Annotated in this window: 24 protein-coding genes and 1 pseudogene; all 25 read left to right on the top strand. The window is 46.0% G+C overall.

What is annotated here, in order from left to right:
- The first annotated feature begins 2 nt into the window (after positions 1-2).
- The 25 genes and pseudogenes from QR40_RS09105 to QR40_RS08995 all read left to right on the top strand — a co-directional run bounded on the left by QR40_RS09105 (position 3) and on the right by QR40_RS08995 (position 22,277).
- The gene (locus QR40_RS09105) at positions 3-1,796 is read left to right on the top strand and encodes an ATP-binding protein (protein WP_044294541.1); all 1,794 of its coding nucleotides are present in this window, start codon (positions 3-5) and stop codon (positions 1,794-1,796) included.
- A 25-nt stretch (positions 1,797-1,821) separates the two neighbouring features.
- Entirely contained in the window at positions 1,822-2,715 is an 894-nt protein-coding gene (locus QR40_RS09100; RefSeq protein ID WP_052430769.1) for a phospholipase D-like domain-containing protein, read from the top strand.
- 217 nt (positions 2,716-2,932) lie between these two features.
- A complete protein-coding gene (locus QR40_RS09095; RefSeq protein ID WP_044294537.1) occupies positions 2,933-3,322 on the top strand; it encodes a helix-turn-helix domain-containing protein in 390 nt (129 codons plus the stop codon).
- A 6-nt stretch (positions 3,323-3,328) separates the two neighbouring features.
- The gene (locus QR40_RS09090) at positions 3,329-4,120 is read left to right on the top strand and encodes an ImmA/IrrE family metallo-endopeptidase (protein WP_052430768.1); all 792 of its coding nucleotides are present in this window, start codon (positions 3,329-3,331) and stop codon (positions 4,118-4,120) included.
- Between the two features lie 439 nt (positions 4,121-4,559).
- Entirely contained in the window at positions 4,560-4,970 is a 411-nt protein-coding gene (locus tag QR40_RS09085) for a sigma-70 family RNA polymerase sigma factor (protein ID WP_044294534.1), read from the top strand.
- Between the two features lie 73 nt (positions 4,971-5,043).
- Positions 5,044-5,190, top strand: coding sequence for a hypothetical protein (locus tag QR40_RS31710; RefSeq protein WP_160295790.1), 147 nt, complete (start codon positions 5,044-5,046; stop codon positions 5,188-5,190).
- Positions 5,187-5,510 carry a DUF7768 domain-containing protein gene (locus QR40_RS09080; protein ID WP_044294532.1) on the top strand — a complete coding sequence of 108 codons (324 nt, stop codon included), beginning with the start codon at positions 5,187-5,189 and terminating at the stop codon, positions 5,508-5,510. Before QR40_RS31710 ends, QR40_RS09080 begins: the two co-directional genes overlap by 4 nt.
- Positions 5,507-5,890: a DUF7768 domain-containing protein gene (locus QR40_RS09075; RefSeq protein ID WP_044294530.1), complete on the top strand. Its 384-nt coding sequence runs from the start codon at positions 5,507-5,509 to the stop codon at positions 5,888-5,890. The genes QR40_RS09080 and QR40_RS09075 overlap by 4 nt, the downstream gene beginning before the upstream one ends.
- Entirely contained in the window at positions 5,891-6,226 is a 336-nt protein-coding gene (locus QR40_RS09070; protein WP_044294528.1) for a hypothetical protein, read from the top strand.
- On the top strand, positions 6,226-7,365 hold the full coding sequence (locus tag QR40_RS09065) for a DUF2800 domain-containing protein (RefSeq protein WP_044294526.1): 1,140 nt from the start codon (positions 6,226-6,228) through the stop codon (positions 7,363-7,365). Before QR40_RS09070 ends, QR40_RS09065 begins: the two co-directional genes overlap by 1 nt.
- Positions 7,362-7,910, top strand: coding sequence for a DUF2815 family protein (locus QR40_RS09060; RefSeq protein WP_044294522.1), 549 nt, complete (start codon positions 7,362-7,364; stop codon positions 7,908-7,910). The genes QR40_RS09065 and QR40_RS09060 overlap by 4 nt, the downstream gene beginning before the upstream one ends.
- Before the next feature lie 63 nt (positions 7,911-7,973).
- On the top strand, positions 7,974-9,914 hold the full coding sequence (locus QR40_RS09055) for a DNA polymerase (protein ID WP_044294519.1): 1,941 nt from the start codon (positions 7,974-7,976) through the stop codon (positions 9,912-9,914).
- 11 nt (positions 9,915-9,925) lie between these two features.
- Positions 9,926-12,283 carry a virulence-associated E family protein gene (locus QR40_RS09050; protein ID WP_044294518.1) on the top strand — a complete coding sequence of 786 codons (2,358 nt, stop codon included), beginning with the start codon at positions 9,926-9,928 and terminating at the stop codon, positions 12,281-12,283.
- On the top strand, positions 12,271-12,399 hold the full coding sequence (locus QR40_RS32510; RefSeq protein ID WP_276325429.1) for a hypothetical protein: 129 nt from the start codon (positions 12,271-12,273) through the stop codon (positions 12,397-12,399). The genes QR40_RS09050 and QR40_RS32510 overlap by 13 nt, the downstream gene beginning before the upstream one ends.
- Positions 12,400-12,537: 138 nt before the next feature.
- Positions 12,538-12,837, top strand: a complete 300-nt coding sequence (locus tag QR40_RS09045; protein WP_465231363.1) for a VRR-NUC domain-containing protein — start codon at positions 12,538-12,540, stop codon at positions 12,835-12,837.
- Positions 12,818-14,185, top strand: coding sequence for a DEAD/DEAH box helicase (locus QR40_RS09040; RefSeq protein WP_044294514.1), 1,368 nt, complete (start codon positions 12,818-12,820; stop codon positions 14,183-14,185). The genes QR40_RS09045 and QR40_RS09040 overlap by 20 nt, the downstream gene beginning before the upstream one ends.
- Entirely contained in the window at positions 14,163-14,648 is a 486-nt protein-coding gene (locus QR40_RS09035) for a hypothetical protein (protein ID WP_044294513.1), read from the top strand. Before QR40_RS09040 ends, QR40_RS09035 begins: the two co-directional genes overlap by 23 nt.
- 223 nt (positions 14,649-14,871) lie before the next feature.
- A complete protein-coding gene (locus QR40_RS09030; protein WP_052430767.1) occupies positions 14,872-15,075 on the top strand; it encodes a hypothetical protein in 204 nt (67 codons plus the stop codon).
- Between the two features lie 4 nt (positions 15,076-15,079).
- On the top strand, positions 15,080-15,433 hold the full coding sequence (locus QR40_RS09025) for an HNH endonuclease (RefSeq protein ID WP_044294937.1): 354 nt from the start codon (positions 15,080-15,082) through the stop codon (positions 15,431-15,433).
- Positions 15,434-15,734: 301 nt separating this feature from the next.
- Positions 15,735-15,914: a hypothetical protein gene (locus QR40_RS09020; RefSeq protein WP_200889741.1), complete on the top strand. Its 180-nt coding sequence runs from the start codon at positions 15,735-15,737 to the stop codon at positions 15,912-15,914.
- Positions 15,868-16,692: a phosphoadenosine phosphosulfate reductase domain-containing protein gene (locus QR40_RS09015; RefSeq protein WP_044294512.1), complete on the top strand. Its 825-nt coding sequence runs from the start codon at positions 15,868-15,870 to the stop codon at positions 16,690-16,692. The genes QR40_RS09020 and QR40_RS09015 overlap by 47 nt, the downstream gene beginning before the upstream one ends.
- Positions 16,693-16,749: 57 nt before the next feature.
- Positions 16,750-17,877, top strand: a complete 1,128-nt coding sequence (locus tag QR40_RS09010; RefSeq protein WP_044294508.1) for a radical SAM protein — start codon at positions 16,750-16,752, stop codon at positions 17,875-17,877.
- A 1-nt stretch (position 17,878) separates the two neighbouring features.
- Positions 17,879-19,191: pseudogene (locus QR40_RS09005) on the top strand (DNA cytosine methyltransferase).
- A gap of 66 nt (positions 19,192-19,257) precedes the next feature.
- Positions 19,258-19,737: a phage terminase small subunit P27 family gene (locus QR40_RS09000; protein WP_044294506.1), complete on the top strand. Its 480-nt coding sequence runs from the start codon at positions 19,258-19,260 to the stop codon at positions 19,735-19,737.
- Positions 19,737-22,277 (top strand): terminase TerL endonuclease subunit, encoded by a 2,541-nt coding sequence (locus QR40_RS08995; RefSeq protein ID WP_044294504.1) that lies wholly within the window; start codon positions 19,737-19,739, stop codon positions 22,275-22,277. Before QR40_RS09000 ends, QR40_RS08995 begins: the two co-directional genes overlap by 1 nt.
- Positions 22,278-22,288 lie beyond the last annotated feature (11 nt).

Raw genomic sequence — 22,288 nt, 5'->3', positions numbered from 1 at the left:
CAATGAGTCATAGTATAGTAGATGTTCGTCATATAGGAGATGCATTAAGGAATACCGGATATAAAAATATTGAAAGTGCAGTTGCTGAGATTATTGATAATGCAGTAGAAGCAGATGCAGATGATATTTTTGTGATTATCAGTGAGGAATTAAATCTTAGCACGGGAAGAAAACAAGTTAGCGAAATAGGATTTTTAGACAATGGTTATGGAATGACTTCACAAGTCCTGGGAAGTTGTCTAGGTCTTGGATCTACAACAAGGGAGCAGCGTCGTGGTATGGGTAGATTTGGTGTAGGATTGCCTCAATCTTCTTTATACGCTTGTCCAGAAGTAGAGGTGTTTTCTTGGCAGTCAGGTGTGGATGGTGCTTATAAGGTTTTCCTTAACATTGAAAAGGTTAAAGAAGGTACTCAGAAAGAAATCGAGGATCCTATCGCGGAATTATTGCCAGAGAAATATGCTAAATATATTAGCTATGTAACACCAGGAAAAACATATGACTTTTCGAAAAGTGGAACACTTGTTATTTGGAAACGTTGCGATAGAATTCAACCGAAAACCAGTGGTCCTCTTTCGGAACGACTTGAATTTGCTTTAGGACAAAAATTCAGATATTTTATCAGTAAGGGGATATCGTCCATTCGCATTATTCCAGATGAAAACCAAGAGAGTGCTATTGACGTATGCCCGAATGACCCACTTTTTCTTATGGAAAATAATCTTGTTCTTGGCAATCCATCACACCCTACAGATTTGAATAAAAGAAAACATGGTGTTCCATATGTTTCTGTGTTTGAGTTTTATAATGGAAAAGACCATCAAATTAATAATGGTATGATAGAAGTTCCGGTTAAGTACTATGATAAAGCAGGAGAAGTAGCTGAATCTACAGTGATTGTCAGATTCTCTATTGTAAAACAGGAGTTTTATGATGAAACAGCTTGTAAATCAAATCCAGGGCAACAACCTTTTGGAAAATATGCAAAAAAATTAGAAGGTATCTCTGTTGTAAGAGCGAACCGTGAAATAGATTTTAGACAGTTCGATTTTTATGAGAATATTAATGAGCCTGAACACAGATGGTGGGGGTGTGAAATAATCTTTGAGCCTGAACTTGATGAGTTATTTGGTGTATCTAATAATAAGCAATATGTAGAACTAAAGAGAATAGATCAAAATGATGTTGATCCAGACGATGATGTTAAACCAATTTGGTATCAGCTCTATGGAACGGTATATGACACAATAAAAGGCATGTACGCTAGGAATAAAGCTATTCGAAAAATGACCAGATCTACCAATGATATTGAAACAGCAGCAGTTGATATTATTAATAATGTAGAGCAGGATTCTGATGATGAAGAGGCATCTGAAACAAAAGAAGTGCGTACAATGACTAATGAGCAGGAGCTGATTGAAAAAGGAAAAGATGAGTTAAAGCAGCAAGGAATAGCTAATCCTACAGACGAAGATGCTCAACGTTTTATTAATAACTTTGTAAATATAAAGTATGCACAAATAGGACAATTCGGTCCACTATTTGATTTTAACTTCGAACTTTCATGCGTAATGCTTACAATTAATACCGATCATAAGTTCTATACTGAGTTTTTGAGTGAGATATTTGATAGTGGAGAAGTAAAGACATCTTTTGAACTACTTATTGCTTCCTTTGTACAGGCAATAAATAAAACTAATCGATATCAAAAAGAAGAGAACGATAGGTTGGTTACGTTATGGCAACAGAAATTACTTCAATATATTAATGAACAGTTAAATCCAAGAAAGCGTTGATTGGGTGTGATATATGAGTTTACTTATGTCGGATGAAATAAAACAGGTAGTATATGAAGAATTAGAATCTGCCACGCAGTCGATTCATATTATTTCTGCTTTTTGTAAGTGCAATGCATTTGATGAACTTTTGAAACATATTCCATTAAGTGTATCCTCAAAGAAATTGTTATTACGTTTTAGATTGGATGATTTAATTAACGGAAGTACAGATTTTGAGATTGTGGAACGTTGCCGTCAAAAAAATTGGAAAGTTTATATTAGATTTGATTTGCATGCAAAGACTTACATAATTGATAAAAAGCGTGGAATTGTCGGAAGCGCTAATGCAACTGGTAGAGGGTTGTCATTTGGTAGAAATGGAAACCTTGAAATAGCTACACTAATTGATATAAGTGAGGGTGATAAGCGCAAAATAGATATGCTGTTTTGGGAGGCAGTTGAAATAAAAGATGAATTGTTTCAAAAGTTACAACAACAGTATTATTCCGTAATCAATAATAGTAACTTGGATTCAATACAACAAAAATGGAACAATGATATTGAAGGACTCTTTACTCCTGATATTACGACACTTTTTTCATATGACTTCCCAGATGAAGATGATGTAAATGATAATAGTGTGTATCGTTTTCTTGGCCTGCCGGTAGAAGCAAGGAGCGAGGACATTATTGAAACTTTTAAGTGGTGCCGTTGTAATGTCTGGCTGCGAAAAGTCTTAAGGGAACATGGTGGTGAAATATATTATGGTGAACTTTCGGCGCTACTCCATGGAGCTATTATAGAAGATCCCAGACCATATAGGAAAGATATTAAAAAGCTTTTATCAAATCAGCTGAAGTGGATTGAAATACTTGCATCAGACGATATAGTTATTGAACGCCCGAATTATTCGCAGCGTATACGGTTAAGGAAATAATAAATAATCATAATGTGAGTGATTAGTAATCATATCAAATCCACGAATTTCAATATAATTCCGCATCTTAATCCCTGTTTTTTGACAAAATAAATTGTCAGAAAGCAGGGATTTTTTAAATGCTTTTTAACTTTTTATGTCAATTACAAAGTTGACGAATAAATGTTCGATTTACTGGAAATACTTACCTTATCAACATATTATAGGGAGAAAATTCATGGACACAGACAACCGATTACAATTTGGAAGATATGTAGAATCACTGAGAAAAAACAAAGGAAGATCTTTACGGGAAACGGCAAAAGCAATAAGAGTATCCCCACAGTATTACAGCGAGGTGGAGAAGGGCAGAAGCAGCACTTTCACTTCTGAGCGTTTGAAACTGTTGGCCAGTTTTTTACTTTTGAATGAAGAGGAATCCCATGCACTATACGACATGGCGGCAGAATCAAAGTCATCAAATGACATCGTTACCCCACAAGATTGTGCTGATTACATGATTGGAAATTCCTATGTCATTGAGGCACTGCGTTTGTCTATGGAAACCGGGGCAGGAGAAAAGGAGTGGCAAGTGTTTTTAGATGATTTAAAAGCAAGAAAGGGGTGAGTCTCTATGTACCAGCCAAAATTGAGAAAGCAGAGGAATGGTATTCCTGTTTTGAAGAACAGTGAGATTGATGACCATGCAGAAGCATTTCTTCATGATTACAATGCCGCTTTACTGACTACGCCACAGCCGATAGACATTGAAACATTTGCAGAATTTTATCTTAATCTGTCACTTGATTATGTTAATCTGTCTCATTGCGGACTGATTTTGGGCAGGATGATTTTTCAGAAGACAGAACGGGTTCCAGTCTATTTACCGGAGGTTAACTGTGCAGATTACCTGTATGCCAAAAGAGGCACGCTGCTTATTGATAATACGGTACTTGAGGACAAGAAGGGGTACCGCCTGCGTTCTACCATAGGGCATGAGTGCGGTCATTGGTTATTCCATTCCGATTATTACACGGGTAAGGTGCAAAGGAACCACCAGAGGAATGTACATCTGGCAGAGATGTCAGGTTGTAAAGATACCGATATTGTAGGCGGGGCGGAGCTGTCAGGCAGAAGAAGGCTGGTTACTGACATTGACTGGCTGGAGCACCATGCGAAGTATTTCAGCGCAGCTATTCTGATGCCAAAGACACCATTTCTTTCAGCGATATCAGATCTGGCGGATAGAGCTATGCTAAATGATACGGAATTATCAGAGAAACTGTCGGACACTTTCCAGGTATCGCCTGCTTCTGTAAAGATCCGTTTATCGCAGCTGGGGATTGACCAATATACGCTCAAAAATGAACGGATACAGGATGCAAAGCCGCTTTATCAATTATTTCAGATGTCAGGCATTCTGTAATTGGCGGGGTGCCATATACAGAAAAAGGCTGTCAACGAAATGGATGACAAGTATATTGGCATTATTTTTTTATACCTTGTGTCAACTGAAAGACTGACAGGAAAGGAGCCATGCAGGATTGAAAGAAAAAATAAACTGCCCAGTCTGCAGAAAGAGAGCTTTTGATATTTGTTCCACGGCAAAAGGGGAGGTATGGATCGAACTGAAATGTCCCCATTGCAAAAACATTGTAAAGTTCTGCTGTAGAATCAGCAGTATGCATCAAGAAAGAATCAAAGAAGAATCAATCAACTAAATAAAAACTACTGAGCAACGGATCCGCATTAAGCGAGATACCAAATGGCCGGAGTAAAGCGAGTTTTCAGCTTACTCTGGCTATTTTTTTGCCCGTTTTTATTTCTGCTTAACCGCTTTACTCCCGGTAAAGAAGGGAGCAGAAATGAAGATAAACTATGAATTTGTAACTGGAGAGAAATTCGGTTTAGAAGTGGATGACTGCATCGGGGAAATTGTCATCGAATTGGAGGTGTCACAGTCCCGGCGAAACCGTACTGAGACAAGACGGCATAATTCCCTGGAGACCATGCAGGAGCAGCAAATCGGGCGAAGTCCTAAGCAGTTCATTGATGAGAGTATGGATATTGAGCAGTTCATTGTAGATAAAGACGAGCGCGAAAGACTGAATATGGCAATCTCAAAATTGGATTACAGGGATTCTATGATTGTTCATAAGTATTATTTTGAGAATAAAACCATGCAGGAAATTGCAGCAGATATAGGAATATCGGCTACGGCAGTATCAAAACGGCTGAAAAAAATCCCAGTAAAATTAAAAAGTTTGCTGAGTTAGTTTAAAAACGCTCTTTCCCGTGGCTATAAAGTAGGGACATAAAAATGCCCAGGAAGGAAAGGAGGTTTTTGCAATGAAAATAATTCGGATTACCCTGAAAAAATACGGGGATTCCAACCCAATTTTATTAAGGGAAGAGTATCAGAAGGTATCGTTGGTTTTTGTTTCTCAAAAGAAGAAAACATGGGGCGAAACAGTGAAGGAGGAGATGTGTAGATGAAAAAGGTATTTATCAGCAGTCCTTATCGTGGGGATGTGGAAAGGAACAGAAAAACAGCTGTGGGATACTGCCGCATGGCATATGAGGCAGGGCATCTTCCCATTGCCCCTCATCTTCTGTTTCCTCAGTTTCTGGATGAAGGCAGCTTGAAGGAACGTGCAGACGGTATTTCCATGGGCCTGGAACTGCTGCGTGATTGTGATGAACTGTGGGTGTTTGGGAAGGCAACTGAGGGCATGGAGCAGGAAATCCGGTTCGCAGTGGAGCATGGTATCCACATCTGGTTCAAAGAGAGAATGGAAGGAGGTGTGGCAGATTGAAGCATGTTCTAATCATAACAAAGATGACAGGAAATGAGAAAAATGACCGCATGAGGGCAGTGGAATACTGCCGGTACGCAGCACACAAGGGAGTGATTCCCATCAGTGCATATCTGAGTTTTCACGGTATGTTTGAAGGGGAGCAGGCAGGCGCGGCGGAGCATCTGCTGATTTCCAGGATGGCAAAGAAAGTGGATGAGATATGGGTATTCGGCAATGAGAAGGACGGGGAAAAGAAGAAGCGGATTGAGGAAGCCTGCCGGGAGTATGGCAGCAGGGCGGTATATTTTGATGCGGCGGAGATTGGGGAAGAACTCCTAATCTGTGCCATGTACACGGAGGAACTGATTGAGCGTCTGGAAGAAATGGAGGACTTATAAATGAGTAATGCGTTGTTGAAACTGGCGGACAGTCTTACTGAGGCAGCAGAAAGTCTGAGAGTACTGGCTGATGAGAAAATAAGTGGTAATTCGGATCATGGCATCAGACCGCAGGAACAGGCTTCTGAGCAGACAGGGAAAAAGGAAAATGCAGCAACGTCTAAAAAGGAGAAGCCTGTGGCGGTGGAGGATATCCGTGCAGTGCTGGCGGAAAAGTCTCAGGACGGAAAGTCCAGGCAGATTAAAGAACTGCTGGGAAAATACGGTGTGGCAAAGCTGTCAGCCGTTGAGGAGAAAGACTATCCGGCATTACTACAGGAAGCGAAGGTGCTTTGATGGGGAGGCATGCGCTTTTATCTGCATCATCTTCAAAACGCTGGCTGAACTGCACGCCGTCTGCAAGGCTGGAGGAACAGTTTAAAGAAGATGTGGGGAGCATGTATGCGGAAGAAGGCACTGCGGCCCATGCCCTGGCGGAGCATAAGCTGAAACGGTTATTAAAGCGGCGATCCAAACGTCCGGTTTCTGATTATCAGTGTGACGAGATGGAGGAATGTACGGAAGGATATGTGTCCTATGCCATGGAGCAGATTGAACTGGCCAGGCAGAATTGTCCCGATCCGATTGTGCTGATTGAACAGCATCTGGATTATTCTGCGTATGTGCCGGAAGGGTTTGGCACCGGGGATTTACTGATTGTAGCGGATGGTACGCTTGCTGTGGTGGATTTAAAGTATGGAAAAGGCGTGCCGGTGGAGGCGGAGTGGAATCCGCAGATGCTGCTGTATGGACTGGGTGCGCTGGAATTATTTGATGCCATTTATGATATTGATACCATCCGCATGACTATTTATCAGCCAAGGCTGGAGAGCATCAGTACCTGGGAGATTTCCGTGGAAGATTTGAAGAAATGGGTGGATACGGAACTGAAACCGAAGGCGGCACTTGCCATAAATGGAGAAGGGGAGTTTTCTTGCGGCTCCTGGTGCCGGTTCTGTAAGGCAAAGAACACCTGCAGGGCGAGGGCGGAGGAATATCTGAAACTGGCCCGGATGGAATTTAAAGCCCCGGCGCTTCTGGCGGATGAAGAGGTGGCAAAAGTGCTGAAAGTGGCGGATGAACTTGCCAAGTGGTCTGCGGATGTCTATGCCTATGCCACAGACGAGGCCGTCACCCATGGGAAGCAGTGGACGGGATTTAAGCTGGTGGAGGGCAGGAGCAACCGGAAGTATACGGATGAGGAAGCGGCGGCGGAGACGGCAAAGGCCGCCGGATATACGGATATTTATAAGAGCACTCTGGTGGGTATCACGGAAATGGAGAAGCTGATGGGAAAGAAGAAATTTGCAGAGATACTTGGAACACTGGTGTATAAGCCGCAGGGCAGGCTTACCCTGGCAGCGGAAACGGATATGAGAGAGGCAGTTATAACAGCAACCGCAGAAGCGGATTTTAAGGAGGAAGCAAGACCATGAGTAATGAGAATATAAACCTGACAAAAGTAATTGTACCCTGTAGATTTTCTTATCTTCACTGCTGGGAACCAAACGCAGTGAATGACGGGGAGCCGAAGTATTCGGTGTCTGCCATTATCCCGAAGTCGGATACGGAGACGATTGCAAAGATCAAGAAGGCGATTGAACAGGCGAAAAAGGATTCTGTGTCTAAGTGGGGCGGCAAGGTTCCGGCAAACTTAAAACTGCCTCTGCGTGACGGGGACATTGACCGCCCGGAGGATGAAGCTTATGCGGACAGTTATTTCTTCAATGCCAACAGCAGGCAGGCGCCCCAGGTGGTGGATCAGAACGTGCAGCCGGTCCTGGACCAGTCGGAGGTGTATTCCGGGTGTTATGGAAGAATCAGTGTGAATTTCTATGGCTTTTCCAGCAATGGGAACAAAGGCATTGCGGCAGGGCTTGGAAATATCCAGAAGCTCCGTGACGGGGAATCACTGGGCGGAAGAAGCAGTGCAGATGAGGATTTTGAAGTAGTATCTGCGGATGAAGATTTCCTTGGGTAAGATGAGTGGGCGGCGGGGAACTGCTGCCCGTTCTTTTCTGGATGTATGGAGAGGAGGCGTGCGGTGGAAAAGGAATTGAGTATTGACATCGAGACGTACAGTGATGTGGATTTGCTAAAATGCGGGGTTTATGCTTATGCGGACAGCCCTGCTTTTGAAGTGCTGCTGTTTGCTTATTCTTTTGAAGGAGAGGGGACGCAGCTGATAGATTTTGCACAGGGCGAGGAGCTTCCGTCAGAGGTCATGGATGCTATTTTTGATGATGCTGTGGTGAAGACGGCGTTTAATGCCAACTTTGAACGGATTTGTCTTTCTAAGCATTTTGGGAAATACCTTTCCCCGGAGTCCTGGCATTGCAGCGCAGTTCAGGCGGCAATGCTTGCCCTTCCCCGTTCATTGGAAGAGGTAGGAATGGTACTTGGACTGGAACAGCAGAAGATGAAAGAGGGGAAAGATTTAATCCGGTATTTTTGTATGCCGTGTAAGCCAACAAAAGCCAACGGCGGGAGGACACGGAATCTTCCCTGCCATGCACCGGAAAAGTGGGAGATGCTTAAAAGCTACTGTATCCGGGATGTGGATGTGGAGAAGGGGATAAGGAGGAAACTGCAGCATTTTCCGATTTCTGAAAGTGAGATGGGACTGTACCGTTTGGATCAGGTCATCAATGACCGGGGAGTATTGGTGGATAAAGAACTGGTGAGACAGGCGGTATCCTGTGATTTGATGTATAAAGATATCGTGACTAGGAGGGCATATGAACTGACCGGGCTGGAGAATCCCAATTCCGTGGTACAGATAAAGTCATGGCTGGGGGAAAATGGCATGGTGATGGAAAGCCTGTCAAAAAAGGCCGTGGCAGGGCTGATAGAGGAAGCAGACGGGGAGGTGCAGGAGTTATTAAGGCTCCGGCTCCTGATGGCGAAGACATCTGTGAAGAAGTATGAGGCCATGAAGAGGTCTGTCTGTTCAGACGGTCGGGTGCATGGCTTATTGCAGTTTTACGGAGCCAACCGGACAGGACGATGGGCAGGGAGACTGGTGCAGGTGCAGAATCTGCCCCAGAACCACATCCCGGATTTGGAGCTTGCCCGCACCCTTGTTAAACAAGGGCGGTTTGAGGATGTGGAACTGTTTTATGAGTCCACGCCAAATGTGCTGTCTGAACTAATCCGTACCGCTTTCATTCCAAAGCCGGGCTGCCGTTTTATCGTGGCAGATTTTTCTGCCATTGAAGCCAGGGTGCTGGCGTGGCTGTCCGGGGAGACGTGGAGGCTGGATGTGTTTGCTTCCCACGGCAAAATCTATGAGGCTTCTGCATCCGCTATGTTCCATGTGCCGATGGAGGAAGTGACGAAGGGCTCCCCGTTGCGGCAGAAGGGAAAGATTTCAGAACTGGCTTTGGGATATGGCGGCTCTGTAGGTGCGCTGACTTCCATGAGTGCTCTTGATATGGGCTTGGCAGAAGAGGAACTGGCTCCGCTGGTAACTGCCTGGAGGAGTGCCAATCCCCATATCACGCAGTTCTGGTGGGATGTGGATACAGCTGCAATCAAGGCGGTCACAGAGAAAAAGAAAACAAGAGTGGGGAGAATCACCTTTGAATACAAAAGCGGGATTTTGTTTGTGGAACTGCCATCCGGAAGGAAACTGTCTTATGTGAAGCCAAGGATGGCACTGAATAAGTTTGGCAGGAACGGACTGACCTATGAAGGGATCATGGAGAATAAGAAATGGGGCAGGATTGAGACTTATGGACCCAAACTGGTGGAGAATATCGTGCAGGGAACGGCAAGGGACTTACTGGCGGAAGCCATGCTCCGGGTTGAATGCAAAGGTTATCCCATTGTGATGCACTGCCATGATGAGATTATAGCGGAAGTGCCGGAGGGGACTGGTTCCGTGGAGGAAATGTGTGCGGTCATGGCCATGCAGCCGCTGTGGGCGGAGGGACTGCCGCTTCGGGCGGACGGATATGAATGTGTGTTTTATAAAAAGGATTAGGAGGCAGGGTGATGAAGTTGTTTGTTTCAATAGGGAATTCCAGGATGGAGAAACGCTGGAACGGCGTGGACATGGAGATGGAAGAATTTATTGGGCGTATCTCCAATACGGTACGCACATCTGAGACCGTGGAGCAGTACCGGAAGCTGTCAAAGGCAAAGCAGGATGACATCAAGGATGTGGGAGGCTTTGTACTTGGAAAATTAAAAGGTGGCAGGAGGAAGAAGGACTGCGTGGTGTTCCGGTCCGGGCTGACGCTGGATATGGATTATGCCACAGAGGATATTCCGGAGCAGATGGAGATGTTCTTTGATTTCCGCTGCCTTATTTATTCGACCCATAAGCATACGCCGGAGAAGCCAAGGCTCCGGCTCATCATTCCGCTGTGCAGGACGGTGACACCAGATGAGTATGCGGCGGTGGCAAGGAAGGTGGCGGAGGAAATCGGCATGGAACTGTTTGACGATACCACCTATGAGCCGTCCCGTTTAATGTATTGGCCTTCCACTTCTGCAGATGGGGAGTTTGTGTTCCGTGATATTGAAGGGGAGATTTTGAACCCGGATATGGTGCTGGGAAAGTATCAGGATTGGCGGGATTCATCCCAGTGGCCGGTAAGCAGCAGACAGCAGGCGGTGGTACAGCGGGAAATCAGGAAACAGGCGGATCCGCTTGGGAAGGAAGGCGTGATTGGAGCATTTTGCCGGACATATGGAATTGAGGAGGCAGTCAGCACGTTTCTATCTGATGTGTACCAGTCAAGTGCCATGCTGGGAAGATTTGATTATATCCCCGCAGATTCCCAGGCAGGTGTAGTAATTTATGAGGGGAAATTTGCTTATTCCCACCATGCCACAGACCCGGCCTGTGGAAAACTGATAAATGCTTTTGATATGGTGAGGATTCACAAGTTCGGGGATTTGGATGTGAAGTCACCGGAGGATGTGGAGGCTGCAAAACTGCCGTCTTTTAAAGCCATGAGCGAGTTTGCGGTGAAAGATGAAAAGGTGAAGCTGACGATAGCCGGGGAACGGAAGGAAAAAGCGGAGAAGGAATTTTCAGATAGAAACGTGGACTGGCTGAAACAGCTGGAGTATGAGCCACGTTCCACAGTGCTAAAGAATACCCTGAAAAACCTCCTGCTGATTCTGAATAACGATGAGAAGCTGAAAGGGATTGTGTTTAACCAGCTTAGTGACGGGATGGAGATTAAAGAGGAAGTGCCATGGGAGCATCCCAGCCGTTTCTGGAGGGATGCGGATGATGCACAGCTTATCTCCTATATTGACCTGGCCTATGGGGCCTTTTACGCAAGGAATTATGACATTGCGGTGACGAAGGTGGCGGATGACCGTTCCTATCATCCCATAAGAGAGTTCTTGTCATCCTTACCGGAATGGGATAAGGTGCCGAGGGTGGATACCGTCCTAATGGAGTTTCTGGGTGCTTCTGATAATGCCTATGTGCGGGCTGTTACGAGGAAGACCTTGTGTGGAGCCATAGCAAGGGTAATGAATCCAGGCTGCAAGTTTGATACCATGTTGGTGCTGAATGGCCCGCAGGGAAAAGGAAAGTCCACGCTGATTTCTAAATTGTGCGGGGAATGGTTTAACGACTCCCTTCTCCTGAATGATACCAGGGACAAGACGGCTGCAGAGAAGCTGCAGGGGTACTGGATTCTGGAAATCGGGGAACTGGCGGGATTGAAAAAAACAGAGATTGAGACGCTGCGGGGATTCCTTTCCAGGCAGAATGATATTTACCGGGCATCTTTTGGGCGCAGGGCCATTCCTCATCCGAGACAGTGTATTTTCATTGGAACTACCAATGCGGAAAATGGCTATTTGCGGGATACAGCAGGAAACCGGAGATTTTGGCCGGTGAAAACACCGGGGGACGGGAAACGGGCATCTTGGGAAATGACAGGGGAGGAAATCCGGCAGATTTGGGCGGAGGCCTTAGTTTATTATAAAGCTGGGGAACCCCTTCATCTGGATAATGAGCTTGCGGGCATGGCGCTCCGGGAACAGCAGATTGCTATGGAAGTGGATGAGCGGGAAGGTATGGTGCGGGATTATCTGGATATGCTCCTGCCGGAAAATTGGGACAGGATGGAACTTTATGACCGCCGGAACTATATCTGTGGTTCTGAGTTCGGCGGCACGAAGGAACCGGGAGTACGAAGGCGGGATCGTGTCTGCAACATGGAAATCTGGTGTGAGTGCTTTGGCAAGGAGCGTGGGAATTTGAAACGGCAGGATGCCAATGAGATCAGTGCGATTTTGGCAAATATAGAAGGATGGAAAAAAATGGACAATAAGGTGCGTTTTTCGATTTATGGGGTGGTGCGTGGGTATTGCCGTGGTTAAGTTTAGACGGCAAAGAACAGCAAAGGCTGGGAGCAGGGCAACAACCGGGAAAAGTTGCTGTTGCCAAAACAGATGCCGGAAATATGGCTGACGGGCAACCGGAAGGATTACAGTAAATATGGGCGGTTGAGTGAGTTTGTTGCTTATGTTGCTGATACTTCTTTATATTTTATAAATAAGTATAGAAAGGGGTATCAGTACCTGAGAACACGTTATTACATCATACACGCGCGAGGACGGCTTATGGGCAATGGCTGGAAGGAGTTGTAATGGGAGAAGAAAGCGGCATTGAGCGGGCATTAGTAAGAAGTGTGAAGAAAATGGGAGGTATGGCGGTAAAGTTCGTATCTCCCGGACTTGATGGAGTACCGGATAGAATTGTTTTGATGCCGGATGGGAAGTGTGCATTTGTGGAATTAAAGGCACCGAATAGGAAGCTGCGGGTTTTGCAGGAAAAGCGAAAACGGCAGTTGGAAGGACTGGGATTTATGGTTTATGTAATAGACGGTGTGGAGCAGATTGGAGGTGTACTGGATGAACTACGAACCACATGAGTACCAGGAATATGCAAAGGAATTTATCATTAGCCAGAATGCGAGTGCCTTGTTTTTGGACTGTGGGCTTGGAAAGACTGTGATTACCCTGTCCGCTATATGGGAGCTGTTGCTGGATTACTTTGAGGTGAAAAAAGTACTTGTGATTGCGCCTTTGCGTGTGGCCAGGGATACCTGGCCTGGAGAGCTAGGAAAGTGGGATCATCTTGCCGGGATTGAGATGTCGGGGGTTCTTGGTTCAGTGGAAGACAGGATAAAGGCTTTGGCCCGGAGGGCAAATGTTTATGTCATCAACCGGGAGAATGTGGAATGGCTGGTGGAGGAGTGTAAGTGGGATTTTGACATGGTGGTGCTTGATGAGCTGTCCTCTTTTAAATCCCATAAGGCGAAACGGTTTAAGGGGTTAAAAAAGGTCAGACCGATGGTGAAGCGGATAGTAGGGCTGACCGGAACCCCGGCACCAAATGGACTGATTGACCTGTGGGCGGAGATTGGGATTCTGGATATGGGACAGAGGCTTGGACGGTTTATCGGTGGATACCAGGAGCGCTTCTTTTTGCCGGATAAAAGGAGCAGGGAGATAATTTATTCTTATAAGCCGAGGGAAGGGGCGGAAGAAGCAATTTATAATCTGTTGTCTGATATCTGCATCAGCATGAAGGCAGCGGATTATCTGGATATGCCGGGATGTGTTTATAACCTGGTGGAAGTATTCATGACCGATAAAGAATTGAAGCTGTACCGGCAGTTAGAGCGGGATATGCTGATTCCTTATGAGGATGGTGACATTGATGCGGTAAATGCCGCCGGGCTTTCCAATAAACTGATGCAGATGGCAAACGGTGCGGTCTACGATGAGAACGGAACCGTGAAGCGTATTCATGACCGGAAATTGGAAATGCTGGAGGACTTGGTAGAGGCGGCAAATGGAAAGCCTGTGTTAATTTCCTACTGGTATAAGCATGACTTAGAGCGGATAAAGGAGAGGATTGGCGCCTTAGAGCTAGACACAGCAGAGGATATGAAAGAGTGGAATGCAGGGGAAATCCCGGTGGCGGTCATCCATCCGGCATCCGCCGGGCATGGCTTGAATCTACAAGCAGGTGGTTCAACGCTGGTGTGGTTCGGACTAACTTGGTCTTTAGAACTGTACCAGCAGATGAATGCCAGATTATGGAGACAGGGGCAGAAGCAAACAGTGGTGATTCATCACTTGATTACAAAAGGCACATTGGATGAGCGGGTGATGGAGGCATTGGAGAAAAAGGAATGCGGGCAGTCGGCACTGGTGGAAGCAGTAAAGGCGAGGATTGGAGGTATCCGGGATGGATGTGGAAAAGTTGTTTAAGGAATACACAAACTGGAAAAGGGATATGGGCCTTTTGGAATTTGAACTCAGCCGTTTTCAGGGAGTACCATATGATGATGTGATAGAAAGCCTGTGCTTTTCCAGGCCGGAGGGTGACAGGGTGCAGACCAGTGAAATTTCTGACAAGACGGGAAAGACAGCTATTATTTACCGACAGGTGAAGGAAAGGCTGGATGATGAATGGTTTGATTACTTGATAGAACGATATGAGTCTGTAAATGGAGATTTGGAATTTTTTGAATATGCCATAGGACAGTTAAGCGGAAAGCTGCCGGAGGTTATTTGGGATATGGTAATAGAGCAGATGACCTGGAGGGAATTGTCAGGCAAATATGATGTCAGTGAAACAATGATAGCTAAGTACAGGAAAAAGGCAATATCAGAGCTGACTGTGATTTATCAGATAAGAGAGCAGACAGCAGAGAGGTATCTTCTTAGCTGAGAAATCCCCTTTCATGTAGTTGGTTTAGTATTGGTTTAGTAAAAATGCAGTCAAGGTTTATTGCAAGTTCATTGGAATCTGTGTTATCTTTAGAATGCGAAGAAGTGTCAGAAGCTCTGTGGAGGAATCCATGGGGCTTTTTTATATCCTTCGCACAGGGCAGCGGACTTTATCCTTTCACCGCTGCCCTTTTGATAAGAAGGGATAAAGAAGGAAAAAACAAATGGACTGTTTTGGTATGAAAGAAAATGGGAAGTGTACCGTTTTGAGCGGTGGAGTCTGCACAGGGACATCCTGTGGATTTTATAAAACAAGGGAAGAACAGCAGGAATCCATAAGGAAAGCCAAAGAGAGGCTGAGGAAACTGCCGGAACACAAGCAGGAGGATATTGCTGACCGTTATTATGACAGTAAAAAGGAATGGTAACAATATGCCAAGAAAACCATTAAAGCCCTGTAAGCATGCGGGATGCCCGGAATTGACTGCAGGGTTTTATTGTACAGAGCATGAGAAACTGCATCAAGGTGACAGGATGACATCCTCCGGTCGTGGATATGACAGCCGATGGCGCAAAGCCAGGAGCCGATTCTTGAAAATACATCCTTTGTGTGAGAGATGCAAAGTACAGGGAAAATATGTTAAGGCAACAGTGGTGGATCACATTGTACCACACAGGGGAGATGAGGAGTTGTTCTGGGATGAAAGGAATTGGCAGAGCCTTTGTAAACCGTGCCATGACAGCAAGACCATGACCGAAGACCGATATCAGGAGTACCATTATTGAATGAATATTATCGTGTGAATCTCCTGTATTATGGAAAAATCCAGAGAAAAACTGCCGGGGAGGGGGAGCATAAATCTCTATAACCCTGCCCCCTGGAAACCGATGCCCCCCATGACGTGAGTTTTCGCAGAAATTGGCAGGGGGGATAGGAAAAAGGCACTTCTATTATACATAAACATAGGATTTATATGGCTTTTTTGATATCAACTTTGCTTAAAAAAGTCAGAAATCTCGTGTTTTTGGACTAAAAAACTATCAAATTATGATAGCTTTTTGGTCTTTTTTAGTTGGAGGTGGAAAGATGACGGATGTGCAGGCGGCTCGGATAAAAGGGCTGCGGACGCAGGGAATTGGATATAAGGCCATTGCTTCTGCGGTGGGGCTGTCCCGTGACATTGTGCGGAACTACTGCAAGGCAAACGGGATGGAAGGTTATGGGGAAGCTGCGGCTTTCAATTTGCAGAAAGGGACGGGTGAATGAGGCTGGCAGAAAGGATAAGCTGTATGTAGCCTCACTTTCCGGCGGGAAAGATTCCACCGCTATGGTGCTTCGGTTAATTGAGGAGAAGTGGCCGCTGGATTTAATTTTATTCTGTGATACGGGACTTGAATTTCCACAGATGTATGAGCATATCAGGAAACTGGAACAGTCCATACCAGTTCCTATCGTGTGGCTGAAAGAGGAAAAGGGGTTTGAATATTATTTTCTCCATCACCAGCCAAAGAGAAAAAATCAGAACCTTGTAGGTAAATCGGGGTTTAGCTGGGCAGGACCCAGAAACCGTTGGTGTACCTCCACATTGAAGGTGCGGGTAATTGAACGGTATCTGTCAGGACTTCGGAAGGATTATGAGATTGTGCAGTATATTGGGATTGCGGCGGATGAGCCGCAGAGAGTGAGGGAATACCGGTATCCTTTGGTGGAGTGGGGAATGACGGAGAAGAACTGTCTGGAATACTGCTATGAAAGAGGTTATGACTGGAGCGGTCTGTATAGGCTGTTCAGCCGGGTTTCCTGTTGGTGCTGCCCATTGCAGGGATTGGAGGAATTGCGCACGCTTCGCAGAGAATTCCCGCAGTTGTGGAAGCAGCTCCTGGAATGGGAGTCAAAGACATGGAGGAATTTCCGGGCTGATTATTCCGCCGATGAACTTGAAATAAGATTTCACTTTGAAGAGGAGAGGCTCCGGGATGGAAAAAGCATTAGGGGGAAGGAATTCTTCCGGGAACTGAAAGAGAGGTTAGGCAGACGTGGTTAAACTGTGTGTTTTTTATTGGAGTATCAAGACGGAGCATATTGACTGGGGAGATGCAGGATGGCGAGGATAGCAGTAATAGACGCTGATTTGATTGGCAGGAAGAAGCACAGATTTCCAAATCTGGTCTGCATGAAGTTGTCAGGCTACTATAAAGGGCTTGGGGATGAGGCTGTTCTGAAAACAGATTACGAGGGGCTGGGTGGTTTTGAACGTGTATATCTATCTAAAGTATTCACGGATACCCAAGTCCCGGAAGGAATTCTGGAAATGGAGAATCTGGAATATGGTGGGACCGGATTCTACTATGACAAGGCCCCAAAGCTGCCGGAGGAGGTGGAACATCATATGCCGGACTACCATCTCTATGCCGGATGGGTGGAAGAAAAGCTGGTGGCTGGGGCAAAGAGAAGTGAGTACCGGTTTTATCTGGACTATTCCATCGGTTTCCTTACAAGAGGATGTTTCCGAAAATGCCAGTTCTGTGTCAACCAAAATTATGACAGGGTAAATATCCACAGCCCTCTGGTGGAGTTTCTGGAACCGGAGCGGAAAAAGATATGCCTGTTGGATGACAACTTTTTTGGGCATCCGGCATGGCAGGAAATGCTGGATGCGTTGAAGGATACCGGGAAACCATTTCAATTCCGGCAAGGGCTGGATGAACGTCTTCTGGATGATAGAAAATGCAAAGAATTGTTTTCAGGCCGGTATGATGATTCCTATTCGTTTGCGTTTGATAATATTGAGGATGCAGGGATGATTGAACAGAAGCTTATACTGGCAAGAAGGTATACGGAAGCTTTTCTAAGGTTTTACTGCTTTTGTGGATTTGACAGACAGGATGTGTGGGACAGGGGATTTTGGGCAGAGGATGTCTTTGACCTGCTCCGGCGCATTGAAATCCTGATGAAATACCGCTGTCTCCCATATGTTATGCGGTTCAGCCGGTATGTGGAGAGTCCGTTCCGTGGGGTGTATGTGTCTATTGCAAGATGGGCGAACCAGCCCAGTCTGTTTAAAAAGAAAAGCCTGCGGGAGTTTGGGGAGGCGAATGGCAGACAAAGCGCGTGTTATAAATACTTGGATGATTTTGAGCGGCAGTTCCCACAAGCCGCTTATTTTTATGACCTGAGATTTGAAAAAGGCGGTGCCGAGGAAACAGGAGACGGAAGGGAAGGTGACTAATATGGGGCAGCTTACATTTCTGGATATCTGCTCAGGAATTGGCGGCTTTCGGCTGGGACTGGAAGCTGCAGGCCATAAATGCATTGGATATTGTGAGTATGATAAATTTGCCAGGGCTTCTTATGAGGCCATGTATGATACAGAAGGAGAGTGGAAAGCGGATGATGTTACAAAACTTAGGGCAGGAGATATTCCCTATGCAGATATCTGGTGTTTCGGATTCCCATGCCAGGATATATCCATCGCAGGAAAGCAGCGGGGATTGTCTGGAAAACGAAGTGGAATCTATTACAACATTATTGACCTTGTCAAAGGCAAAGAGGAAAATGATAAGCCCACATACTTACTTGTTGAAAACGTTAAGAACCTGTTATCAATTAGTGCAGGGTTCGATTTTGCTTTCGTTCTCTCTGAAATGGATGAAGCAGGGTATGACTGTAGATGGCAGGTGCTTAACTCAAAAAATTTCGGAGTCCCCCAAAACAGGGAGCGGGTATTCATTATCGCAAATCTTAGAAGCAGAGGCAGGCGAGAAATATTATCTGTCGAAGGAGAAAACCGAGCAGCTATTAAGCAGATTATAGGGGGTAGACAAGGACATCGTGTTTATGATACGGATGGGATTTCTACAACCCTGATGGGAAGTGCAGGCGGTCCGGGTGCTCATACAGGTCTGTATTTCATCGACCAGAGCAACATGAAACCTAAAATTACAGAGGCGGCAAGATGTTTGACGGCAAGTTATACGGTTGGGATGGTGAATCATACTTCCATGAACTCGGCAGTCCTTGAAGCTCATCCTGTACTGACACCAGAGAGGTTAAAGAAGAGGCAGAATGGGAGAAGGATGAAGGAGGCTGGGGAGCCGATGTTCACCTAGACAGGGCAGGATCGTCAGGGTGTTTTTTATGTCACGAAGTGGAGGAGTCCGGCCAGCCGGTTCTTCGTGTGAGGAATAGTTCGGAGAGGGGATTGGCAGAAGAGACAGAGAAAAATCTGGCACCGCTTGCGTATCCAGAAAACAGCACAGAGCATGAAATGGTGGTCAAAGAGTTGTCCAATACACTTGACTGTGCTTGTAAGATTGGGACGGTCATGAAATGCGGCAGGATACGGAGGCTGACACCAAGAGAATGTTTTCGGCTGCAAGGATTTTCGGATGAAATTTATGACAGGGCGGCTTCTGTTACCTCCGAGACTCAGCTTTATAAGCAGGCTGGCAATGCGGTGACTGCACCAGTGGCTTATGCGGTGGCTATGGCTCTGCCGGAGAGCCGTGAGGCAGAACCGGGGGAGACTGGAAATAAAGAATAGTGGGGGCGGCTTCTTGACGAAGCCTTTCCCCGCTATATAGTATCTTGACAGGAGGAGGTGAAAGCGGTGGCACAGAGGGGAAGAAAACCAAAACCATCAGTGGTAAAGGCACTGGAAGGTAATCCGGGAAGACGAAGCCTGAATACGGGTGAACCGAAACCGGAGAGGAAAGCTCCGAGATGCCCTTCTTGGCTGGAGGAAGAGGCGAAGAAGGAATGGAAGCGAATGGCGAGGCAGTTAGAGCACCTTGGTATCCTTACGGAGATTGATATGGCGGCTTTTGCGGGATACTGTCAGGCTTATGCCCGCTGGAAAGAGGCGGAGGAATATATATCTGAAAATGGAGCAGTCATCCAGACACCATCCGGGTACTATCAGCAGATTCCCCAGGTGTCCATTGCGCAGACCTACTTAAAGATAATGAACCGTTTCTGTGAACAATTTGGGCTGACACCTTCTTCCAGATGCCGGATTGTTACGGATAAGGGGGAAGACGAAGGAAGTGACACCATGGAGATTCTGCTGCACAAGGGAGGAATCGGTTAGTGTTTGATGAAGCAAAGGCACAGCGGACGCTGCAATTTATCAATTGCCTGAAACACACGAAAGGCCAATGGAGGGGACAGACTTTTGAACTCCTCCCATGGCAGAAAACGATTATCCGGGATGTGTTTGGGACGGTGAAAGAAAATGGGTTCCGCCAGTACAACACGGCCTATGTGGAGATACCGAAGAAGAATGGGAAGCAGCTGGCACTTGATACGCCAATCCCTACACCCAATGGATATACTACTATGGGGGAATTAAAAGTAGGTGATATCGTATTTGATGAAGACGGAGTTCCCTGCCATGTTGTGGCAAAGAGTGAAGTGGATGACACGGAGCGGGCTTATAAAATCTCATTTAGGGATGGAAGCAGCATTGTAGCCGGACACAGACATCTATGGAAAGTCCAAGTCACAAGGAACGGAAAAAAGGAAAAGCTCCTGACTACTGGAGAAATGTATCAAAGACAAGGAAGTCATGTGGTTGACAGGGCATTATTCCGCATCCCAATTGGGGGTGCTTTTATTTTGCCCGAAAAGCAGTTGGCACTCCACCCATATCTGTATGGATATTGGATTGGCAATGGGTGTGCAACAAAACCGGAAATCACTGTAATGCGGGATGACGTGAACAGGGTGGCTTCCTGTATTCCCTATCCATTGCATAACCATTACCAGCAGGAAGGTTATTCTGATAGACTGGCGTACAAAGTGCTGAAAAAGGTATTGGTATCCAATTACCGTGAAAAGAGGATTGGCCAGCCTTTTCTCTGCGGTTCCTACCAACAGAGACTTGAATTGCTGCAGGGGCTTATGGATTCCGATGGCTGTGTGAGCAATGAAAAGGGGCAGTCCATCTATGTGACGATTCTGCCGGGACTAGCGGATGATGTGAGAAAACTGCTATGGTCCCTTGGGATCAAGAATACCGTAAACACATTTCCCTCGAAACGATTTGATAGGGAAACGGGAGAAATATGCTACAGGGTTTGTTTTACGGCATTTGAAGATATGGCGGTATCAGGACTTAAAAGAAAAAATGGAAACAGGGTAAGAAGAAACAGAAGAAGCCGTTCTCACTTTCACTATATCAGTAAAATAGAAATTGTGGAAAATGTCCCGATGCAATGCATTCAGGTAGACAGCCCTTCCCACATGTATTTGGCAGGAATTTCAGCAGTACCAACCCATAATAGTGAACTGGCGGCAGGGATTGCCCTTTATATGACTTGTGGTGATGGGGAGTGGGGAGCGGAGGTGTATGGCTGTGCCTCAGACCGGCAGCAGGCATCTATTGTATTTGATGTGGCGGTTGATATGGTAGATCAGTGTCCGGCATTGAAGAAAAGGATTAAGCCGGTTATGTCCGTAAAGCGGCTTGTATATAAGCCTACCAATAGTTTTTATCAGGTGCTGTCGGCGGAGGCATATACAAAGCATGGGCTGAATGTCCATGCGGTTATTTTTGATGAGCTGCACAGCCAGCCAAACCGGGAATTGTTTGATGTTATGACCAAAGGCTCTGGTGACGCCAGGACACAGCCGCTATTTTTCCTGATTACTACAGCCGGGACAGACCGCCATTCTGTGTGCTTTGAACAACACCAAAAGGCGGAGGATATCATATTTGGAAGGAAGATTGATAAGACATTCTATCCAGTGATTTACGGTGCCGGGGATGAGGCGGACTGGACTTCGGAGAAGGTCTGGTATGCGTCAAACCCATCACTGGGGCATACGATTGACATTGAAAAGGTGAGGAACGCTTACCTGAGTGCCAAAGATAATCCGGCAGAAGAAAACATCTTCCGGCAGCTCCGGCTGAACCAGTGGGTAAAGCAGTCCACCCGGTGGATGCAGATGGAAAAATGGGATACCTGTGCATTTGCGGTGGATGAGCGGGAACTGCTGGGCAGGGAATGCTACGGCGGGCTGGATTTGTCCAGCACTACGGACATCACGGCATTTGTGCTGATTTTCCCTCCAAGGGATGAGGAAGAAAAGTATATCGTCCTGCCGTATTTTTGGATTCCGGAGGAGAACATGAGGCTCCGTGTCCGGCATGACCATGTGCCATATGATGTGTGGGAGCAGCAGGGATTCCTAAAGACAACGGAGGGGAATGTGATCCATTACGGATTTATAGAGAAGTTCATTGATGACTTGGGAAGGAAGTTTCATATCAAAGAGATTGCCTTTGACCGCTGGGGAGCAGTGCAGATGGTGCAGAATCTGGAAGGGCTTGGATTCACAGTGATTCCGTTTGGCCAAGGTTTCAAGGATATGTCACCGCCGAGTAAGGAATTGATGAAGCTGACGCTGGAACAGAAACTGGCGCATGGCGATCATCCGGTACTGCGGTGGATGATGGATAATATCTTTGTCCGTACCGATCCGGCAGGCAATATTAAGCCGGATAAGGAGAAATCTACGGAGAAGATAGATGGGGCAGTGGCAACAGTGATGGCACTTGACAGGGCAATCCGGAATGGTAGCAATTCTGGAAGCGTGTATGATGGTAGAGGTATTTTGGTGTTTTAAAAGGTATGTAT

It is taken from the genome of Robinsoniella peoriensis (assembly GCF_000797495.1).
In the GTDB taxonomy this organism is placed as follows: Bacteria; Bacillota; Clostridia; order Lachnospirales; family Lachnospiraceae; genus Robinsoniella; species Robinsoniella peoriensis.
This window is presented reverse-complemented; position numbering and strand designations above follow the sequence as displayed.